Below are 19,670 nucleotides of genomic sequence, written 5' to 3' on the forward strand. Positions count from 1 at the left end.
AGGCAGACTTGAGGCCCTTCTCATGAATGACGGTTACTATTCACCTATGTCGGGCGATGTTAAAATGATAGTGACTTTCATCAACTTTAACTTCGGAAGAGGTCGTCTGCATGATAGAGTTCACCCATGAATATGCGGAACATTTGTACCACACCCCCAATGCCTTGGAGAAGCATAACGGAGTTATACCCATCCGTATTGGCTATAACGAGGCAAAGCCAAATTATCATATAGGACCGCGCTTTATTGCTTACTATAGCTTGCATTTCGTTCTTGCAGGCCAGGTTACACTGTGCATGAATCAGGAAGAGACAACACTTACGCGAGGCGATCTTTTTGTTCTATTCCCTAACAGCATTCATGAATATTACATTACTTCCTGTGAAGAACCCGCTCTAAAGATGTTTTGGGTTGCTGCCGAAGGTAAACAAATGCCGCTGGTCACCCGCCGCCTTGGGCTTACGCTCAAACACCCCTATATTAAAAATTTTTTCAACCAGGATCTTGAGCGATCCTTTTTTCGATTCGCCTCCGAATGGAAGCATCTCGTGAGACAGGATGACTTCTCGTTAACGCAAGGGTTCTACTCTTTATTGAATCAGATCATTCAATTATCCAAACCGATGAAAGCAGCCTCACCCACCGATGACTGGGTAGCAACAAGCATCGACTACATTCATTTGTATTATAAGGAAGGGATAACCGTTGCAGACATTGCTGAACATGTCGGGATCCATCGTTCGCATTTTTCGAATGTCTTTCACCAGAAAGTCGGCACCCGGCCGCATCGGTACCTGACGAATCTAATCATGACGGAAGCTATGAAAATAGTGCAAACGACGGCACTGCCGATTTCTCATATCGCCCTATCCCTCGGGTATTCAGACGTGTACTCCTTTACACATGCTTTTAAAAGATACCATGGACACTCGCCAAGCTCTTACCGGAAATCATAATAACCTAACTTACAGCCTAAAAAGAGAAACCCGATGTCCTCCATAAGACTCGGGTTTCTCGACAATCTAACTGACTGCATCAAATATTCATTGATTTATATATTAATGAAAGAAATATTTGATAATGACTGAGCTTTATAAGTTCATTCAGGCTAAATTAATAGCTTTAATTGTATCCAAAGGTATTTTCGGCTTTCGATCCTCAGTCAGAAGCCCGTTAATCTCCTGCTGAACGTCGGCAAGCTGCGTATAGCAGTAACCACTAATATACTTAACGTCCTTAATAGCTTGGGTAATGCCGCGGAAACGCTTAATGAATTCCTCCTCCGACGCCACTTGATCGCCATAGCCCCAGCCTTTGTCCGACTGGAACGCGATACCTCCGAATTCGCTGATGATAATCGGCTGACCTTGATATTCGTATCCTTCGGCTAACGCATACTTCCATTGATTGCAAGTCGTTTCATTGGCCAAAATCGCATCCTTGTCCGCATAACGCTTCAGGAAACCATCACCTGTAGCTACATAGTCATGCAGCGTTAAAATGTCGGATACCGTATGCTCCCAGCCGTCGTTCGTGATGACTGGACGATAAGGATCAATGGATTTAGTCAAATGATAGATGCCCTCGGTAAACTTCTGCTGCCGTTTATCACGCAGAATAGCGGGGATGCCCCACGATTCATTAAATGGCACCCAAGTAATAATACTTGGATGGTTATATTGCTGCCTCACAATCTCCAGCCATTCCTTTGTAAACGCATCGACCGCGCGGTCATGAAACTCGAAGGTAGCCGCCATCTCCGACCACACAAGCAAACCTTTCACATCGCACCAATAGAGAAAGCGGGCATCCTCGATCTTCATATGCTTGCGCACGCCGTTGTAGCCCATTGCTAGAATGTGATCGATATCTTCAATTAAGGCTTCCTCGCTTGGTGGAGTCAGATGGCTTTCTGTCCAATAGCCCTGATCCAGAATCATTCTCTGGTAGATGGGAACATTGTTTAGCAGCACCTTGCCGTTCTTAATAGAAACTTTTCGCATGCCAAAATAGGAGAACACCTTGTCTACAGCCTGATCCTTCGCATACAGCACAAATTCCACGTCGTATAAGTTCGGATGCTGCGGAGACCAGAAGCTTCTTTTCCAAGGCCCGTTTGCCTCATGCAGCAGATCAACCTCAACGGTTAGGCAAGGGCGATCGATCGCTAGACTAACCCGTTTCACAAGCTTGCCTTTGAAGGTAACGATAGCTTCCAGCCTTAAATCACCGGCTCCCGCTTCCTCCACCCCATGCACCTCAAAATCGAAACGGACGATGGAACGGTCGAAATCCGGCGTGATTTTGACGGCGTCAAGTCTCTGTTCCTCCACGTATTCCATCCATACCGTCTGCCATATCCCGGTCGTCTGGACATAGAAGCATTCGAAATTGTCTTTGGTCCAGCGCTGTTTGCCTCGAGGCTGATAGCAGCTATTGCTGTCTACCACCTTCACCGTAATTAGATTATCAGCTCCGAATGCGAGATAATCAGTAATGTCGAACGAGAAAGCCGCGTAGCCTCCTATATGCTGTCCTGCTAACGTTCCATTCACCCACACCTTAGCTTCGTAATCCACTGCTTGGAAATGAAGGATAACCCGTTTCCCTTCAGCTTCCATCGGGATGTGAACAGCTTTGTTGTACCATACTTGCGGATGGAATTCTTCGACTCCAATCCCGCTCGCTTTGGTTTCGTACGTGAAGGGCACGTTTATTTTGTGGGTCTCTTCGAATTTCTCGTACCACTTTTCTTTCTCTCCCAAACCGCGGTCATCGAAGCGGAAGTTCCATTCGCCATTTAAGCTTAGCCAATTGTCGCGTACAAATTGTGGTCTGGGGTAGTCTTTGATATATGCCTTTGTTGTCATGCCGTACCTCCTAATTCTTGTGCTTCGCCAAAACTTCCAGTACATAAACAGATGTAGGGCGCAGCGGATAGCCTAGCTTCCATTCTTCGGCAGGGACGACTTTTTTCTTACTTATAATGCGTTCCGGCTCAAACACGGAATTGATATCGTCGTAGGAATCTCCCGTAATTTCATATAAAATCGTTTCTTCCGAAGCCTCGAAGTTTTGCAGGTCAAGCGTCGCTTTCACCTCATTTAAGCTGCGGTTTACGATAAACACGGTGATGGAGGTGCGACCGCTGTTCGTGCCTGCCACAACATCGAGATCAGGCAGCGCCTCCAGAGAGATAGGAGTCTCCCTGAGTGACGGAACAGCAAAATTTCCGCAGTCGGCTGTGGCGTGAACAAGATGCCGAACATCACAATTTGCGTACAGCTTCATCACTTCATACGTTGGCGTTCCGAATACGGTAAGGGGTAAGCCGCTCCAACCGGGCTCCTTGCCGCAATATTGATCGGCATAATAATCGCCAACGCGAATACATCCGCCGAGCCAGCCGTTTACCAGATCGGAGAAGCTGCCGATATGAACCATATCGCTGCAGCGTATCATTTCGTTCAGGTTAGCAGCATTGGCTACTGCCGCACCTAAGGTATGCTCATTCGGCAGCCCTTTCCGAATCGTGTTCGGATAATACATCGTGTTGTATTCAGTAATCGCCAGCTTCACATGGCTATGCTTCGCATTCGCAAGAATATGCTCTGTCGTCTTTGTGATGTGGTGACGGGTAAACTCGGGATAAGCAGCAATCGCTTTATATCGATCCTCCGACGGCGTATTCTGGTTCATGCCGAATGGTCCATAGCCGTGGTACAAATGTAAGGTAAGATAATCAAAATGTTCACCAGCTAGATCAAGGACGGTCTTGTTCCACTCCTGCTCGAAGTGTCCGCAAGCCAGCAGGACGATGGAGGGATCTGTCGCCTTCATAGCTTCGGCGAAGGAAACCGTACGCCTTGCAAACTGATCTGCAGAACACGTACCTACCTGCCACTGTCCCCATACCTCGTTGCCAATCTCCCAATAGCGGACATTGTAAGGCTCGGGGTTTCCGTTCGCCGCACGCCTCGCACCCATTGGCGTATCGACGCCGCCATTACAGTATTCAATCCACTGAGCGGCTTCCTCGGGCGTACCCGATCCGTCATTTACGCAGATGAGCGGCTCCACTTGAAGTTCCCGGCAAAACCGAATAAATTCGTCCGTGCCAAAATATTTACTGGTCCAGCCACCCCATGCTTCGTTGTACATGACTGGTCTTTCGAGAACAGGACCTATACCGTGCTCCCAATGGTAGGCACTGATGTAGTTGCCGGCAAGCCTCATCATCCCCGCGTTCAAATCACGCGTCATGTCGATGACTTCACGCTTCACCATGGCGATGCAATCTATCGGCAATACAGATACATGGTCAATCCAAAGCATACCGGTGGACACGTGATCGCACCATCTCTGGTGGTCATCCGGAATGTATACCCTGAGTTCGGCGTCGACGCATTCGCGAGCAATAGACAGCTGCGCTTCGTACTCACGCCAATTGTGACTGTCGAGCTCGATCCGGACTTGTCCAAGGAGCTCTTCCGAGCGCCGATCGACAGCTGCAATGATAATAGTCTTCAACTCGACGGAGGCACGGGCCACAAGCTTGACCGCGTAATCGGCTGGCCCCTTGAGCGCTGTCTTTTGCGCGATTCCCGCATAGGCCTCATCATCGCTCAGAAGGCGAATGCGCTGGGCGCGCCCCGAATGCTTCGGTGCAGGCGCCTCCAACGCGTACTTGGTGTTCCGCCCATTCGTATAGGCGTACCAGCTACCGGAAATCTCTTTCTTCGACACGGCCTCGCTCTCGAAGTCCATATCCTTAAGCGGAAACGCAAGCATCGCTTCCATATGATCCCGAATATCTTCAACGAAATGACCGAACAGGTAAGGGTTAACCGCATGCTCGCTCGCATGGCTGCAATCAATCGTAATCTTTGCGTTAGTTTTCAAAATAAACCTCCAACTGATTTGTCATAATGGTTACGATGTTAACCTTTAAGCGATCCGATCATAACGCCCTTGACGAAATGCCGCTGCACGAATGGATACATGATCAATACCGGCAAAGTAGAGACGATAATGACCGCGAACTTAATGCTCTCGGCAAGCAGAATTTGATCCTCCAGCCCGACACTTCCGCCCTCGATGCCTGCGGATTGGCTGATCATGAGAATTTCACGCAGCACAAGCTGGAGCGGATGCAGCGCCTCGTCGCGGATATAGATCAGCGCGGCGAAGTACGAATTCCAATGACCCACCGCATAGAATAGAACCATAACAGCCAATATCGGTTTGGATAGAGGCAATATAATGCTAAACAGCAATCGCCAGTTGGAGCAGCCGTCCATGTGAGCTGCCTCCTGCAGCTCCCATGGAATGCTTGATTGAAAGTAAGTCCGCATAACGATTAAATTGTACGTGGCGATCGCCCCCGGAACGATCAGCGCCCACATGGTATTCACCATCCCCAGTTCCTTAACCAGCATATAGGTTGGAATCAATCCGCCGCCGAAAAACATAGTGAGCGTGATCAAGACCATAATTTTGCCGCGCCCGGGAAGATCTGGCCTGGACAATGGATACGCCGCCAGTATCGTCATGATGATATTGATGAGCGTGCCGACCACGGTATAAACGATCGTATTGCGGTACCCTGTCCAAATTTTATCGTTGTGCAAAATGCTCTTGTACGCTTCCAAGGTCACGCCCTTCGGAAGCAGCCATACTTCTCCATTCAGTACCTTGGACGGATCGCTGAACGAAGCGCTGACAATAAAGAGCAGCGGATACAGCACAATAATAATGATGATTGCGGCGATCACGTATATAACGAAGTCGAACGCCCGTTCATCCGACGGTTTTCTTATGGCTTGTTGCTTCGACATGACTGGGTTCTCTCCTTTACCATAAGCTCGTCTCTGACGTCTTGCGTGCGAACCGGTTGACCATCAGCAGCAGGATGAGATTGATGACCGAGTTGAACAGTCCGATAGCCGCCGTGTAGCTGTATTCTCCCTTCAATATGCCTGTCGTATAGACAAACGTGGAGATGACGTCGCTTGATTCCAAATTCAAGTTGTTTTGCATGAGCAAAATTTTCTCAAAGCCTACGTTCATGAAATGGCCGATATCCAGAATGAGCAGGATCACGATGACCGGAGCTATGCCTGGAAGCGAGACATGCCATATGCGCCTCAGCCTCGATGCCCCGTCCATCTTGGCCGCTTCGTATAGCTGCGGATTCACTCCGCTGAGCGCCGCAATGTAGATAATCGATTGCCACCCCATGTTTTGCCATATGTTTGAGCTGATGAAGATCGTCTTGAACCAGCCGGCTGCCTCCATGAATCGGACTGAAGTGCCGCCGAATGCCTCGATCATCATATTGATCGGTCCTGTCGGTGATAGGAATACGTTCAATATGCCTACGATAACGACAACCGAAATGAAATGAGGGATATACGTAATATTTTGCAGCCATTTGCTAAAGGTTTTGCTTCGGATTTCGTTAACAATTAGAGCGAGCATAATCGGAACCGGGAATGCGATGAGCAGAGAGAACAAGTTGATGGACACCGTGTTCCATAACAGCCTCCAGAAATAATACGAGTCGAAAAACCGTTCGAAATGCCCAAAGCCTTCCCAAGGGCTTCCGAAAATGCCCTTTGCCGGATTGAAATTTTTGAATGCGATTTGCAGGCCGTACAGTGGACCGTAGTTAAAGATTAAGTACCAGGCTATCGGCAGAAGCAGCATAAGATACAGATCATACCGTTTGGCTATATTCCTGATCAGGCTGGATCCGCGCCTCGGCTGGATATGGGACAGAGCGGCTGCACCTTCTTGCGCGCTCTTCATGAGCATTCACTCCTTATTCATACGGTCTCGGTCTTATTTCTCCATCTTGTCGTAAGCTTCTTGATAGAGCTGTTCCAGCTCGTCGATCTTCATTTTTTTCAAAGTAGCCTGGAATTCCTCCCACTTATCGAAGCTGATCGCGCCAACGATAAACTTCGTGCTTTGCTCGTCGATATATTTGTCGATGTCGTTGCGCAGAATGTTAACTTTCTGAGCGTTCTCTTCATTGAACATCGGAGCAGCATAACGAATCTTCGGCATGTACGGCTCCAGCTTCGCGTATGCCTCTTGAACTTGCGGTGGATTGATGAAAGACGCTACCTTGTCGCTGATCAAGTGAGGCGCGCCGCCGCCTGCGTACGGTGTCATTTTTCCCTGCGCACCTGTTATTGCCAGAAAATCCTCTTTGTAATACGGCATGCCATCCTTCAGCTCGTAATGCTCGCCCTCTCTGCCAAAGCGCAGCAGGGTGGAGCCCTCGTCACTGTAGAAATAGTCGATCCAGCGTATAGTCGCTTCCGGATATTTGTTCACAGATGTAATAGCGAACGCTCCGAAGTCGCGTGGCACCGGCGCTACCGGGCTTTGCATCTGGTCGCCATGCGGACCAACTGGAGGAGCGGTGCCGACATATTGATTCTGGATCGGCAAGAAGTTGTTGTTCGTCTGGTCAAAGAAAAGACCCGTATTGCCTGAGCCTTGCTTAGCAAGATATTGTGCTTCCGTATGCGTGAAGATTTCCTGGTCCAGAAGCTTCTCCTTATACAGCTTGTTCAAGTACATAAGCAGCTCTTTGTGCTTCTCGTCGCTGCTCCAAATATTGATCTTGCCGTCTTTGATGTTGATGTTATAGCCGAGCTGCAAATCCAAGCCAAACGATCCGGCCATCATATTTACGATAGGTATCCCCGCTGCCGCCTTACGCGCAGTCATAGGAATTTCGTCCGATTTGCCGTCGCCGTTCGGATCTCCATCCCGGAAAGCAAGGAGCACTTTATATAGATCATCCGTCGTTTTGGGCTCTTCCAAGTTCAGCTTCTCGAGCCACGCTTTATTGATCCAGCGTTTGTCCGTACGCGCCGAGCCGGTCGTTACGATGCCGGGGATCGAGTAAATGTGTCCTTCCGGAGTCGTAATGCCCGAGCGGATCTCTGGATATTGCTCCATTAGGCTTTTCAAATTTGGTGCATACTGCTCAATTAAATTCTCAAGCGGAATAAGCTGTCCGGCCGTCCCGTAGCGAATAGTCTCAAGCGGATTGAGTTCCGAACGGTACAATACATCGGGAAGCTCGTTGGAAGCGAACAATAGATTTTTTTTCTCCGCGAATCCGTCTGTAGGAGCTTCGGTAAATGCTACCTGAATGTTGCTTAATTTCTCATAGTCTTGGAACACCGGCATATCTTTGAACGGCCCGTTAGCAGGCGCGATTCGCGTGAACATCTTGAGCTTGATCGGTTGCTCCACGATCGGGAATCCTTCCGCTTTAACAGCGCTTTCAGAAGCAGGCGAAGGCTGATTCTCTGTCTTTGAGCCTCCGTTGTTGTTGCTGCAGCCGGTCAGGATCAGACCGGAAACGATCATCGTAGTTAGTGCGTTTCTTCCCCAGTGTCTACGCATAAATCTGTGACCTCCAATGTTCTATTCACCGAATGGTGTAACCGTTTGCCAGCGGTGTCCACTCATTATAATTCACCCGTTTCGCCACAAAGTTATAATAATATGACTATTTACTCCACATATTTTACAACTTCGCTTCAGCTCCCCCGCCACCTAAACCGTTCAAATACGTTTGGGGCGTCACGCCGGTCATTTCCTTAAACACTCTAAAAAAATAGTTGTAGGAAGAAAAGCCCGCTTGACTGCTGATTTGCTTGAGCGAGTATTGACCGTTCTCTAGCAGCTTGCGCGCTGCATCGATTCGGATCCGGTTTAAATATTCTGAGAACGTCGACTTCGTCTCTTCTTTGAATAGTCTGCTTAAATACGATGGATTCAGGCTGATGGCGTCCGCTGCCAGCTCCAGAGTGACGCTGCCTGAATATCTTTCCAGAATGAATCCTATCGCTTGCGATACATGCCGTGAATACGGTCCCACTGCATGTGTCTCCTTGAGCAGGCTCAACAGGCTGGCATAGAAGGCTTGCAGCCATTGCTCCATCTCTCCGACGCTGTCTAATCTGCCCAATTCGCTCCTTGCAGGAAGCTTATCCATCGCAGAGCCATGCTGAGGCAGCCATTTCTTCAACACTTTATCCGCGATATGCAGAAGCTCGCTGATGATCATTTGCACGGAATGAGAGTGAATGGGCTGCCCCTTAATCGAATCGAATACGGATAAAATCAGCCGCTGCATGCCGTCCTTATCGAGCATCTCGATTGAGAGCAGCAGCTGTTTCTGCTCCTCGATGGTTAAAGAGACCCGCTGACCGTATATTCCATTTCCCCCTCCATTCACTTGGCCAGTCAGTTCCTCATTGGGTGAAAAATCAAGCAGTCGCTCTGCGGAACCGTAACTCGTTCTAAGAAGTGACAGGCTGCTGCATAAATGTCCGATGGCATAGACGCACTTTAAATTCAGGAATAGCTCCAGCGCGTGGCGAAGCTTGCTCATCATTCGGTCAGCCTCGCTTGCAGCTGCATGCTCGCTTCGTTCCTTGAACGAAAAAACGACAACCATACGTCCGTTCTCAAGGTAGGCGGCTGTACGTTCTTGTATATCACCTAGACTCTGCTGCATGATCTCAACAGCCTGCTGGACGAGCCGATTGGTCTGTACGTCGCTGCAGGATTGCGTCAGCAGCAGGAAAGGGACAATTTGTAGAGACGCTGCAGCGTAGCTCACCGTTTGAGGATATAGCCCATTCTTCCGTGCAAAGGCTTCAAGCTCCTGGGCGGACTGCGGTTTCCTTCTTACCAAATCGGCAATATAACCACGGATGAGCACCGGATTCATTCGTTCTGCCATCGCTTTCTGATCATTGCGGTTCTCCAACAGCCGATCCTCCTGCTGCAGTGCAAGAACCGCTTTGTTCAACAGGTCAATCAGCGTTGCTCCGTCGAGACGATGCTTCAGCAAATAATCAATGGAGCCATTTTTCAGGCATTCACGCACATAATCGTAGTCGTCAAAGCTGCTAAGCATAATCGTCTTAATGGCAGGATATCTTTCTTTGATCGTTCGATTTAGCTCCACACCATTCATTTCGGGCATATTTACGTCTATAATGGCGATATGCGGCGGAGACTGCTCGATCAATGCCAAGGCCATGACTCCGTTGTGCGCTTCACCACATATTTCAAAGCCGTATTTCCGGAAATTGATTAGCGTCGATAAGTTGTTGCGGACCAGCGGCTCGTCATCAACCAACAGCACTTGAAACATAACCTATATCACCTCATAATCTAATTTTTCCGTGTCCCGTAGAACGGGAAGTGTAATTACGACCTTCGTATATAGTCCCAGCTCGCTGTACAGCTTGACACCATAAGGTTCTCCATTTATGCGAACAATTCGTTCATGCACATTGCGCACTCCCATGCCACTGAAACGTGATGGAGCCTCTCCTTTGCTATGCTCGCCCAGCAGCAAATCCATCTGCTCCAGAGTCATACCTTTGCCGTTGTCCGTCACTTCGATTTTTAGGTTGTGATTCTCTTCGCAAACGCGAATCATGACCGCTCCCCCTTCCTCCAGCGAGCCGATCCCATGAATGATGGCGTTCTCCACGATAGGCTGCAGCATAAGCTTGGGCACCCGGCATTCCAGCAGGGCTTCATCCTCAATCTCCTCATACACCGGAATTGGCTGCATGTATTTATATTTCACGATGGAGATATAACTTCTTACATAGTCCAGTTCCTCTCGAACCGTAAGATATTCATTGGAATTACCTAAAACCCCGCGCATCAGCTCGATTAAAGAGCCGGATACCTCCTCGATATTGGGCACACCGTTCAGCTTGGCCAAGTATTTGATTGTATTTAGGGAATTGTATAGGAAATGTGGACGTATCTGCGCCTGAAGAGCCGTCAACTCCGCTTCGCGCTTCTCCTTCTCACTGATTCGAATTCCTTCCAGCAGCCGTTTCAATTCCTCCACCATACCGATAAAGACGTGGTACAGCTGGCCTACCTCGTCTTTCGTTTTGATTTCCTTCATTGGAAATTCCAAATTCCCGTCCTTCACCCGCATCATCATGGACTTCAGACGCCGAATATTTATGGTGATCCGGGAGGACACCTGCAGTGAGCAGATTAACACGATGGCCAAAACAAATACCGATACTTCAGCCATCAGCTTGCGAAGATTCGCAGATTCACTAAGCAGTGAATCCATCGGTATTAGCGCCAGTGTAGTCCAGCCCGTATATTCCGATGAACGTCTAACAACGGTGTAGGTTCTTCCATCTATGATCATTTCCGCCGCATCGCCAGGGCCTTTGAATTCCTGCTTAATGCTTACAATCTTCTCAATAGGAGGAGCAAAAGACGGCGCTGATTCGGACTGATACACGAATCCGCCTTCTTTATCGAGCACATACAGCATGCTATCGGCGGTCGGCTTCACTCCATACGTTTTTTTGATGAAATCATAGTTTAAATCCACCATGACTACGCCGATTGTTTCGCGGTTATAACGGATTTCTCTGCCTACGGTAATGGCATCCGACACGCCGGTCTGCTTCAAATAGGCATGGCGCGATCCGTTTCCAAGCGTATAATCCATCATCTGTGACCCAAGGACCGTCCGGTCCAGCCATGGACCACCGGAGAAAAAAACCTTTCCGTTCAACCCAACAACGGCAATCCTAGAAATGTAGGGCTTATAATCGATCAGCACCGATAGAAATTCTTCAATCCGCTTCTGTTCTAAAAACCATTCGTAGCTGATCTCTTCCGATGGACTGAGCAGTGTATCGATCACCGTGTTTTTGTTAGTCACTACTACCGTGTTCAGCCGGTCGATCTCTTCCAGCATAATATTAAGGGATTCATCCGCCTGGCGAATACTATCCGATACCGAAGTAACTGCGTTATCCTTTATCGTCTCGCGCATATTCAAATAGACAATGCCAGATACGGATAATATGGAAAGCAGGGCGACTAGACTAAATGCGATGAATATCTTCCCTTGGATGCTTAAACGGGGTGATATCCATCGTTGAAGGGTGGATAACTTCATGTCGCGAAATCTCCTTTTTGAACATAAGGAAGTGTTTGTCGTGTAATCGTTTTCAAATATATTGTACCTACTTGAGATTATCCAATTGTCTTTCTTAGAGTTAAGGGGGATTCCTTAAAATAAGTCTTGAATGCTCTGGTGAACGTATACAAATTCGGATACCCAAGGGACAGAGCGATCTCCGTTATCGTTGCGTCTGTATCCATTAGCAGCTGCCTCGCCTTGTCCATGCGGATCTTCTGCATGTACTTCATTGGCGGCATGCCGGCTTGGCTTGTAAACACTTGGGTAAAGTAGGAACGATGAACACCCGCGAAATCCGCTACCTGTTGGACGGATATTCCCTCTGAGGCGTGCAGCTCTATGTATTTCATGCATTCATGAATCCAACCAGCAAGTTCAGCCTCTTGAGCAGGTACCGACTCCGGAATCAACCCGGCGAATAAGGCACAAATATGACTTTGCAGCTCAAGTGCACCTGCCGGATTCCACCGCTGAGCGCCTTCAAGCGTATGAATGACTTGGTCTGCCGATGCTCTGACTCGTGAGGTCAGCGCCTTCTTGCGAAACGGATGCTCATGCGTTAAACCCGCAAGCTCTAGCAACGCCATTGCCCTATCGCCATCCACCGCCAACCAGCTCATTTGAAGCGGCCGATCAGAGGGAATCATGTCGTAGAAATATTTACGATAAGGAAATAAACAAAACACGTCGCCCTTCTCCAGCTCCACCTGCTTGCCTTCGTACTGCAGCCGAATCATTCCCTCCTGCACGAAGTGAAGACTGTAGCACTCGATCCTCTTGGGTCCCACTTTATAGTTAGGCTTGGCCAAACTGCGACCCGCTCGAACCGGCCATATACGACATTCCTTTTCCAGTTGCCCAGGCGTATAGTAAATGAAATCAGCAAACTCATACTCGTATTCCTGCATCGCAGCCATCACTCCCATCCCATAATCATTTCCACATGCATATAACATAATGACAACTATATCATTTCTCACAATTCAAAATAAATCGTATGATTATAATAATTATAATAATAGTAGTAGATTGCTCTTGTCTAGTTCACCTAACATAATGCTAATTTCATTAGAAGTGAAAAAAAGCCACTGGGTGGCCGCTGCATCCAGCTAAGCTGGCGATATTAAAGAACCGAAACCCGTTGGATGAATGATCTTAATGGTTATGATTCTTTTTATTTCAGCTATTTTACTTTTAAGAAGGATACTCTGAAAATCGCCCCCCTCTTGTGGGTTTTCGTACTATAAAAAGAGTTTGGCTATAGAATTGGACTTATTCTATAAGATAATGGTTTAATATAAGCTGGTTAGGTAATATGAGGATGAACAATTCGAGGAGGAATGGCAAATGCCAACGGTTCAAGTAGAAGGAAGAAACGCCATTCAGGCAGTTGAAGGCACAAAGCTTGTGCTAATGTTAGAGGATAATGGAGTCGACGTCCTGCACCGATGCGGCGGGAACGTTAAGTGTACGACATGCGCTGTAGAAGTGCTCTCTGGAGATGCAGGCGAGATGAGCGAGGCAGAAGCGACAGTTCTTCGCAACAAAGGAATCGAGGATGCAGCTATTCGGCTATCCTGCCAAATTCGGCTGCATAGCGACCTATCGGTCCGGCTTATTAAGACAGCGACTTCTACTGGCCTGGAGCCCGGCACTCGTCCCCAAGATTAATCATTTCCCCCCGTTATAAGATGGTGGCAAAGCAAACTTCGATCATAACAATAAGTGAACTAACTCCATCTGGGTCATATCTACGGCAATAAGGGCTTCTAGCCCTTTTTTTGTTTGTATTGGTAGGAATACTGAAAAAGCCATGACATTCAAACCAGGAAATGAACACGGCCTTCTTGCTAACAGTACGGTTGTTATATCCAGTGAGTACACACATTTAGCTTATGTTTTTCTGCATTTCCACGACTGTTTTCTCTTACACTTTCTATTGACTTTAACACCTAACTCTACAGCCGTTATAGAAGTTATTTTAATATATGCTACGACACCTCTTACATTAAGAATGACGCTGCCATCTGAAATGCCCAAATAAACGCCTACATGCGATGTTCCATCAAAATGAATCCGAACATTGGGTGTTCCTACACCAATTCGCAAAAGAATTTTTAAAGTATTGCTGTTGCTTCCACTGCTTTTACCGCAGCAGCATTTATGGCCTTCGCTCTTGTGACCTTCATTTTTGTGACCTTCATTTTTGTGACCTTCATTTTTGTGGCCTTCGCTTTTATGTCCTTCGTTTTTGTGGCCTCCACTCTTGTGGCCTTCACTTTTATCGCCATGGCTCCTGTTCTTTGAGCATGTGCAACCTGAACTTCGGTCTCCTCCGCTCTTGCTTCCCCCTGTTCTCATCATTCCTATCATCTCCTTAATATTAGTAGAATTACTACTATCATATGGAGATTAATAGATTTTGGTGTGTATACGGCAGTTCAATGGGTTGGGAAGGCATACTCCTGATAGATAACCTGAAAATCTTGTGACATTCACAGACATGCTGAATAGTTTAATTGGAAGGCATATAAACTGCTCATGAGGAGAATAAGACATGGGGAATAATGTTAAGCTTTGGAAACCATCAGCGTCTAATTGCCCCCAATCGGTTCGTTCCTCCCGGAGCACATATCGATACCCAAGCAAAGGCCAACAAGCTGCGTAGAGTTCCAAGAGATAGCAGAGAGTTCTCGTGCGAGGTTCGCCGTGTAAATCGCGAGTTTCCTCCATCCTATAACTCGCTTTTCGGTACTCATCGCTGTTCTTGTGGGATCTCCTACGATCGCAAGCGCTTGTTGAAATGATCTAGTTTGAACAATGCTCCAAGTTCGATCAGGTGTCAGGCGACACCTGTTCTCGATCCAATTTGATTCACAATCATCAAGTTCGTATTCTTAATCACAGAGGGATGTTCTTAGGCTTAGCGGCCGCCGCTTCAACTTTCTTGACCTTCTGTACACTTGAAGCAATCAACATTTGGGCTGCGAAGTAAGTAGACATAATAAGGAGACCTGAATAAGGCACATCTGCGACAAACTTATTCCAAGCCAGTATCGAGTCCGATGCAACGAATAGGATCGCACCAACAATGGCAAACGCATTGCGGCTCATAATGGCCGTAAAGCACATCGCTCCAATAACGGTAATGTAGACAACGACGGGAATCCATAACCCGCTTAAGCTTTCATCCCCCGAAATACGCTCATAAAAGCGACTGCCCAGCAGCACCGAGTAAATGACGATAATCAAGCCCGCAAGCACACCGTACCAGCTCATAAGCGATTGCTGCTTAAACCAACGAGCAACCATTGCAGCCACATAAAACAAATGCCCCGTTAGAAACGCACCCAACCCGAACACAAACCACGGATCATCAGGAAGCAGTAGAAACGCATCTCCCAATAGGCTAAACAGCAGCCCTGTCAGAATCAGCTTCCTATAAACCGCTTGGCCGCGTCCATCTGGTACACTGCAAACAACGAGCGTAATAATGAGCGCAATTGGCAGAAGCTTGAATATCCAATGCAGCACCGTACTGTCCACTGATAACGTCGCAAGATGAATTACACCTGTACACACAATAAGTCCCAGCAGCCAACTCTTACGCATATGCGATCCCCCTTATTCCATCACTTTACCCGAACCTAGATACGATGTAAACGCTGACATAAACATGAATATTTTTGCTTATTCAAAGTAGAACAAAGGAATGAAATAAACAAAAATAGAGAAAGAGCAGCCTTTTTTCGTAACTTATCGCCATACCTTAATTTAAAAAAGGGCTGTCCCAAAAGTAGGATTACCTACGCTTGAAACAGACCCAGCTTTGTTTTTTGATGGAGCTTACGCAGAAGGTGCCCTTCTCTTACCATTCCTATAGCTTACGAACCTTATAGGTCCTATTTAAGCCATAGGTAGTCGATTAAAATTGTAACGAACTCCAGAATCGTTAATTCGAGAAAAGCAGCTCATAACACCTAATAAAGCATGATATAACGTTATCCAGATTCGTTAAAATAAAATAGTTGTACTTTTCTACATAATAAGGGCAATACGGTTCGTTAGAAAAATGATTTTGGGATGGAAATTGGATCTTAGCAGTGAAAGCTGCATCCTCAATTACCGTGATCTGAGCTTCTACCTTCTATGCATATGAGGCTTTTATAATATCTATCAGTCTTTACTCATTAGCTGCTGCACTTAATAAGATCTGCCCTTTCTCATATACAATATCCGATATAAAATCAGTTTTCTTCCTATCAAAATGAGCAAAATCCATTAGATTTGATATGTCTGCCCCATATAGAGATAGACTGCCGTCGCCATGATCCACGAGGGTCATGTCCTTATTTATATTTGTGTAGGGTAAGGTAACAATTTCTTTGGCAGATGGGCTAAAATAAGCTGCATGAGAGCGATGAAGGCCAGAACCCCATGAATATGTAAAATACAATTCCGAATCCCCATCGTTGTCTATATCGGCCAGAGCCATACTTGTTACGCCAAACCCGCCAAACCACTCGCCAAGCGGATAGACCACTCCTTTATATAACAAAAATGATGCGGCAGATTTATCATATTTGAAAATACTATACTCAGAGTTTTCACTAATAAATTGTGGTGTGATGTTATAACACTTATCTGTGTCGTAGCCTGAATTAAAATCCTTTTGCAAAGCTAAAAAAGCATCAACACCGTCCTGAGTTCCCACTATAGATTCTGATTCTACTATTTCCTCGTCTAGCTTCGAAATTTTGTAGATGCTCCAAATGTATTCGCTCTTTAGAGTATTGACGTTATCCTTATGTGTTTTTGCCAGCCACACCTCATCATCTAGTAGAAAAAGACGATATTCAGGATCAGCGGCCGAATCGGTTAGTACATACTCATATCTTTCTTTATAACCTAAAATATTAGGAACATTAATGCTAGGCATAAAGCTTTCATTAAACTTTTGCACATCTAAAGCTTTCCGTTCATAAACAGCCTTCATTTTCTGTTGATTGCCGGCTCCGTCGGTTATAATAAGCGAGTTTTCGGTAAATGTATAGTACTCCTTAAACCCATCGACAGCTACAAACGAGCTCAGTAAATTCATATACACCTGTTCCTCAAAGCGATAGCTGCCATACGGTTCTCCAGTCTCTTGCAGCGCCCCATTCACGATTGGATTTGTTGCACAGACGGCAACAGCAATAATACAAGCAGCGGCTGAGAATACGATCACCCGTTTTTTTGGCGTCTTAAAGCGTAGTATATTTTTGACGCGCTCACGGATGCCTGTCTCTCCAAAGGCTAGCGGACTAGCAGACGGTAAGCGGCGGTTTGCCGCAAAGGAGAGCAATGACGTGCAATAATCCTTCGCGATTCCCGAACCCGTCTCCGATAGCACCTTTTCATCGCAGCTCATCTCCATGTCTTTGGCCATTAATATAAAGGCAAGCCAAACAAGCGGATTAAACCAGTGAAAAGCAAGAACCACAAAGGCGAGCGGCTTGATTAAGTGATCTTTCCTCTTTAAATGGTAGGCTTCATGCTTCAGAATATAGACTCGTTCTTGCTCCTGAAGCCCAAAGGGAATATAAATTCGCGGTTTAATAAAGCCGAGAATAAATGGCGACCGGATGTTGTCGGACTCGAATATATGTTTATCCAGTAGGACCGCTGTAGCCATGCGGCGTTTCAATCGGAAATAGGTCACCAAGCTGTAAACAAGCAGCGCAAGAACACCTAAACACCAAAGAACTGTACCGATCTGTATCCATATTTGCAATGGATTTACGCTAGTAGTCGGGTCCGCTGGAGGCAGCGTGTCGCTTATCATGACATTTACGGTCGGTATGCCTACCGTCATCCCCGGCTTCTCCATATAGCCGATGTCCGCTGGGACGTAGCTCAGTGCCGCTTCGCCGCTCTTTTGCGCTGCGGTCATATCAAAGGGGGGAGCATTAAAGAGGCTGAGCTCAGAGGAAATAGACACCGGACAAACTAAGCGGAACAGTACAATCGCCCATAGCAAATAGGAATATTTCTTTGGTGCCCGTTTCAACAGCAGACGGATGAGAAGCAAGGCGATAATGACATAAGACGCAGTCAGGGACATATTGAGTATTTTTAGAAACAACGTTTCCATACTCAACCCTCCTTATGCTCATCAATTAGACGCTTTAGCTCATCAGCTTCCTTATTGGAGAGAGCTTTATTGCCGAAAAAAGAAACGAGAAACTGGGGCAGCGAGCCCTCAAAAGTCCGTTCAATAAAATGCTCGCTTTCGTACGCCTGGATCTGCTCTTTTGGAATAATGGAGCTTACAATTGTATCCTCATTTTTAAGAAGTCCTTTTTCACACATTTTCCGAAGCACAGTATAGGTGGTTGGCTTCTTCCATCCGAGCTTCTCTGAACACAAAGTTACCAGCCTCCCGGATGCCACCGGCTCACTCTCCCACACAACAAGCATAAATCGATAATCACTTTCACACAGCTTCAAGTTACTCATAATAACCTCCTATCCGGTTTATAATCATAAACCCATGTAACGAGTTTATAACTATAAACCAGAATAGTCAATGAAAATAGGAGAGTAAGGCTAAACCACTTCTTCAACCGACACCAGGTACAATAAGCTTCCTTCACTGAAAAGCACTCGATTCTCTCGAAAATCCTGTGTTAACGGGACAAGCGGCTCGGCTTTTTCATTCAGAAAATGGATCCGGCACCCTGCGGATAAACTCCCCGGTTTTTCATTTTTCTTAAGAATATAAGTTCCGTGTTTTCCGTAACCGCCATCGAACAGAAAGTGATAACCATCCGTACAAAACCCCGAAGAGCCGGAAATCTCAGGATTTATAAAGGTGACCTTGGGCTGCTCGATTCCGCCGGAAATACAGCCCATCAAAAAGTCCGTATAATAATAAAACCAAACTTCCTCATCGCTAGCTGCATTCAACGCATAACAATCGGCGATATCCGACACTTGGTCCTCATACAATTTGTTGCCGTTCTCATCCCAAGCCAGAAGACCTTGCGCACCTATAGGTTTATCCCACCCGTTGTTTCCAAACACGCCTTCGTCGAAATAACTGGTCCAAATGATCCCTTTCTCCGTCACCTGAACACTTTGAATGCCGTCTCCAAGCAAAAACTCTCGAATTGTATTTCCTTTAAAATCACACACTTTAGCGTTCAGATCATACTTACCTGTGCCATAATAAGAACAGCGCGCTCCGACTAACAGTAGACGATTATGAAGCGGCTGAACATAATGGTAATTGAAATGTTGATCCGCAAACACCACTTCATCAACATAATCTTTTTCTACGAGCAGCACCTTGTAGGTATATGGTTTCTTTAGAGTCGTTGGGACGAACATGCCTCGTTCCCGAACAGGAATCTGGTTAATGAGCAAAACATACATGCAGCCATCGGAGCCAATCTGTGCCGAGACGATCTCGAAACCCTCCATATACGCAGAAATATCAGCAAAAGGTTGAAGCGCCACCGTTTTATTAAACATGCCCATTCCTCCTTTAAGACAGCTATAAAACAAACTAACTTCTGTACTTATTAACTGAATTATGTCTGAGCAGAACGCTCCTGAACATGGCGAAAGTATGGCAAAGGAAAATGTGTTAAATGAGGTCATGTAA

15 protein-coding genes and 1 pseudogene are annotated in these 19,670 nt (G+C 46.6%); 3 read left to right on the plus strand and 13 right to left on the minus strand.

Annotated features, from left to right (window positions below):
- The first annotated feature begins 110 nt into the window (after window positions 1–110).
- Window positions 111–956: an AraC family transcriptional regulator gene (locus tag AC1DM9_RS24865; protein WP_441878833.1), complete on the plus strand. Its 846-nt coding sequence runs from the start codon at window positions 111–113 to the stop codon at window positions 954–956.
- Between the two features lie 147 nt (window positions 957–1,103).
- Here AC1DM9_RS24865 and AC1DM9_RS24870 read toward each other — a convergent pair whose 3' ends face one another.
- The 8 genes from AC1DM9_RS24870 to AC1DM9_RS24905 all read right to left on the minus strand — a co-directional run bounded on the left by AC1DM9_RS24870 (window position 1,104) and on the right by AC1DM9_RS24905 (window position 12,999).
- Window positions 1,104–2,870 carry a glycoside hydrolase family 2 protein gene (locus AC1DM9_RS24870; RefSeq protein ID WP_441878835.1) on the minus strand — a complete coding sequence of 589 codons (1,767 nt, stop codon included), beginning with the start codon at window positions 2,868–2,870 and terminating at the stop codon, window positions 1,104–1,106.
- Between the two features lie 10 nt (window positions 2,871–2,880).
- Complete coding sequence (locus AC1DM9_RS24875; RefSeq protein WP_477582750.1) at window positions 2,881–4,902, minus strand: alpha-L-arabinofuranosidase C-terminal domain-containing protein; 2,022 nt, start codon at window positions 4,900–4,902, stop codon at window positions 2,881–2,883.
- 38 nt (window positions 4,903–4,940) lie between these two features.
- On the minus strand, window positions 4,941–5,837 hold the full coding sequence (locus AC1DM9_RS24880) for a carbohydrate ABC transporter permease (protein ID WP_441878839.1): 897 nt from the start codon (window positions 5,835–5,837) through the stop codon (window positions 4,941–4,943).
- A gap of 16 nt (window positions 5,838–5,853) precedes the next feature.
- Entirely contained in the window at window positions 5,854–6,810 is a 957-nt protein-coding gene (locus AC1DM9_RS24885) for an ABC transporter permease (protein WP_441878841.1), read from the minus strand.
- A gap of 33 nt (window positions 6,811–6,843) precedes the next feature.
- Window positions 6,844–8,430: an extracellular solute-binding protein gene (locus tag AC1DM9_RS24890; protein WP_441878843.1), complete on the minus strand. Its 1,587-nt coding sequence runs from the start codon at window positions 8,428–8,430 to the stop codon at window positions 6,844–6,846.
- Window positions 8,431–8,554: 124 nt separating this feature from the next.
- Complete coding sequence (locus AC1DM9_RS24895; RefSeq protein WP_441878845.1) at window positions 8,555–10,195, minus strand: response regulator; 1,641 nt, start codon at window positions 10,193–10,195, stop codon at window positions 8,555–8,557.
- A 3-nt stretch (window positions 10,196–10,198) separates the two neighbouring features.
- The gene (locus tag AC1DM9_RS24900; protein ID WP_477582753.1) at window positions 10,199–11,995 is read right to left on the minus strand and encodes a sensor histidine kinase; all 1,797 of its coding nucleotides are present in this window, start codon (window positions 11,993–11,995) and stop codon (window positions 10,199–10,201) included.
- Between the two features lie 77 nt (window positions 11,996–12,072).
- On the minus strand, window positions 12,073–12,999 hold the full coding sequence (locus tag AC1DM9_RS24905; protein ID WP_441878849.1) for an AraC family transcriptional regulator: 927 nt from the start codon (window positions 12,997–12,999) through the stop codon (window positions 12,073–12,075).
- Window positions 13,000–13,366: 367 nt separating this feature from the next.
- Here AC1DM9_RS24905 and AC1DM9_RS24910 point away from each other — a divergent pair, with 367 nt between their 5' ends.
- A complete protein-coding gene (locus AC1DM9_RS24910; RefSeq protein WP_076268675.1) occupies window positions 13,367–13,690 on the plus strand; it encodes a 2Fe-2S iron-sulfur cluster-binding protein in 324 nt (107 codons plus the stop codon).
- Between the two features lie 446 nt (window positions 13,691–14,136).
- Here the strand turns inward: AC1DM9_RS24910 and AC1DM9_RS24915 are convergent, their stop codons facing one another.
- The gene (locus AC1DM9_RS24915) at window positions 14,137–14,310 is read right to left on the minus strand and encodes a hypothetical protein (protein WP_477582756.1); all 174 of its coding nucleotides are present in this window, start codon (window positions 14,308–14,310) and stop codon (window positions 14,137–14,139) included.
- A gap of 306 nt (window positions 14,311–14,616) precedes the next feature.
- On the opposite strand from AC1DM9_RS24915, the pseudogene AC1DM9_RS24920 reads away from it, so the two are divergent.
- Window positions 14,617–14,826 (plus strand): annotated as a pseudogene (locus tag AC1DM9_RS24920) (LbetaH domain-containing protein); the annotation flags it as partial.
- A 94-nt stretch (window positions 14,827–14,920) separates the two neighbouring features.
- Here AC1DM9_RS24920 and AC1DM9_RS24925 read toward each other — a convergent pair.
- From AC1DM9_RS24925 to AC1DM9_RS24940, 4 genes are all read right to left on the minus strand, one after another.
- Window positions 14,921–15,631 carry a lysoplasmalogenase gene (locus AC1DM9_RS24925; protein ID WP_441878853.1) on the minus strand — a complete coding sequence of 237 codons (711 nt, stop codon included), beginning with the start codon at window positions 15,629–15,631 and terminating at the stop codon, window positions 14,921–14,923.
- A 571-nt stretch (window positions 15,632–16,202) separates the two neighbouring features.
- Window positions 16,203–18,155 carry a M56 family metallopeptidase gene (locus AC1DM9_RS24930; protein WP_477582758.1) on the minus strand — a complete coding sequence of 651 codons (1,953 nt, stop codon included), beginning with the start codon at window positions 18,153–18,155 and terminating at the stop codon, window positions 16,203–16,205.
- A gap of 2 nt (window positions 18,156–18,157) precedes the next feature.
- Window positions 18,158–18,520 carry a BlaI/MecI/CopY family transcriptional regulator gene (locus AC1DM9_RS24935; RefSeq protein WP_430055466.1) on the minus strand — a complete coding sequence of 121 codons (363 nt, stop codon included), beginning with the start codon at window positions 18,518–18,520 and terminating at the stop codon, window positions 18,158–18,160.
- A 90-nt stretch (window positions 18,521–18,610) separates the two neighbouring features.
- Window positions 18,611–19,537 carry a hypothetical protein gene (locus AC1DM9_RS24940; RefSeq protein ID WP_477582760.1) on the minus strand — a complete coding sequence of 309 codons (927 nt, stop codon included), beginning with the start codon at window positions 19,535–19,537 and terminating at the stop codon, window positions 18,611–18,613.
- Window positions 19,538–19,670: the final 133 nt, after the last annotated feature.

This window comes from Paenibacillus sp. 01T431 (assembly GCF_056398625.1).

Excerpts from the sequence above, each read along its gene's own strand:
- AC1DM9_RS24865 (WP_441878833.1), top strand. The coding sequence starts at position 111 with ATGATAGAGTTCACCCATGAATATGCGGAACATTTGTACCACACCCCC.
- AC1DM9_RS24870 (WP_441878835.1), bottom strand. The coding sequence starts at position 2,870 with ATGACAACAAAGGCATATATCAAAGACTACCCCAGACCACAATTTGTA.
- AC1DM9_RS24880 (WP_441878839.1), bottom strand. The coding sequence starts at position 5,837 with ATGTCGAAGCAACAAGCCATAAGAAAACCGTCGGATGAACGGGCGTTC.
- AC1DM9_RS24885 (WP_441878841.1), bottom strand. The coding sequence starts at position 6,810 with ATGAAGAGCGCGCAAGAAGGTGCAGCCGCTCTGTCCCATATCCAGCCG.
- AC1DM9_RS24890 (WP_441878843.1), bottom strand. The coding sequence starts at position 8,430 with ATGCGTAGACACTGGGGAAGAAACGCACTAACTACGATGATCGTTTCC.
- AC1DM9_RS24895 (WP_441878845.1), bottom strand. The coding sequence starts at position 10,195 with ATGTTTCAAGTGCTGTTGGTTGATGACGAGCCGCTGGTCCGCAACAAC.
- AC1DM9_RS24900 (WP_477582753.1), bottom strand. The coding sequence starts at position 11,995 with ATGAAGTTATCCACCCTTCAACGATGGATATCACCCCGTTTAAGCATC.
- AC1DM9_RS24910 (WP_076268675.1), top strand. The coding sequence starts at position 13,367 with ATGCCAACGGTTCAAGTAGAAGGAAGAAACGCCATTCAGGCAGTTGAA.
- AC1DM9_RS24915 (WP_477582756.1), bottom strand. The coding sequence starts at position 14,310 with ATGGCGATAAAAGTGAAGGCCACAAGAGTGGAGGCCACAAAAACGAAG.
- AC1DM9_RS24925 (WP_441878853.1), bottom strand. The coding sequence starts at position 15,631 with ATGCGTAAGAGTTGGCTGCTGGGACTTATTGTGTGTACAGGTGTAATT.
- AC1DM9_RS24930 (WP_477582758.1), bottom strand. The coding sequence starts at position 18,155 with ATGGAAACGTTGTTTCTAAAAATACTCAATATGTCCCTGACTGCGTCT.
- AC1DM9_RS24935 (WP_430055466.1), bottom strand. The coding sequence starts at position 18,520 with ATGAGTAACTTGAAGCTGTGTGAAAGTGATTATCGATTTATGCTTGTT.
- AC1DM9_RS24940 (WP_477582760.1), bottom strand. The coding sequence starts at position 19,537 with ATGTTTAATAAAACGGTGGCGCTTCAACCTTTTGCTGATATTTCTGCG.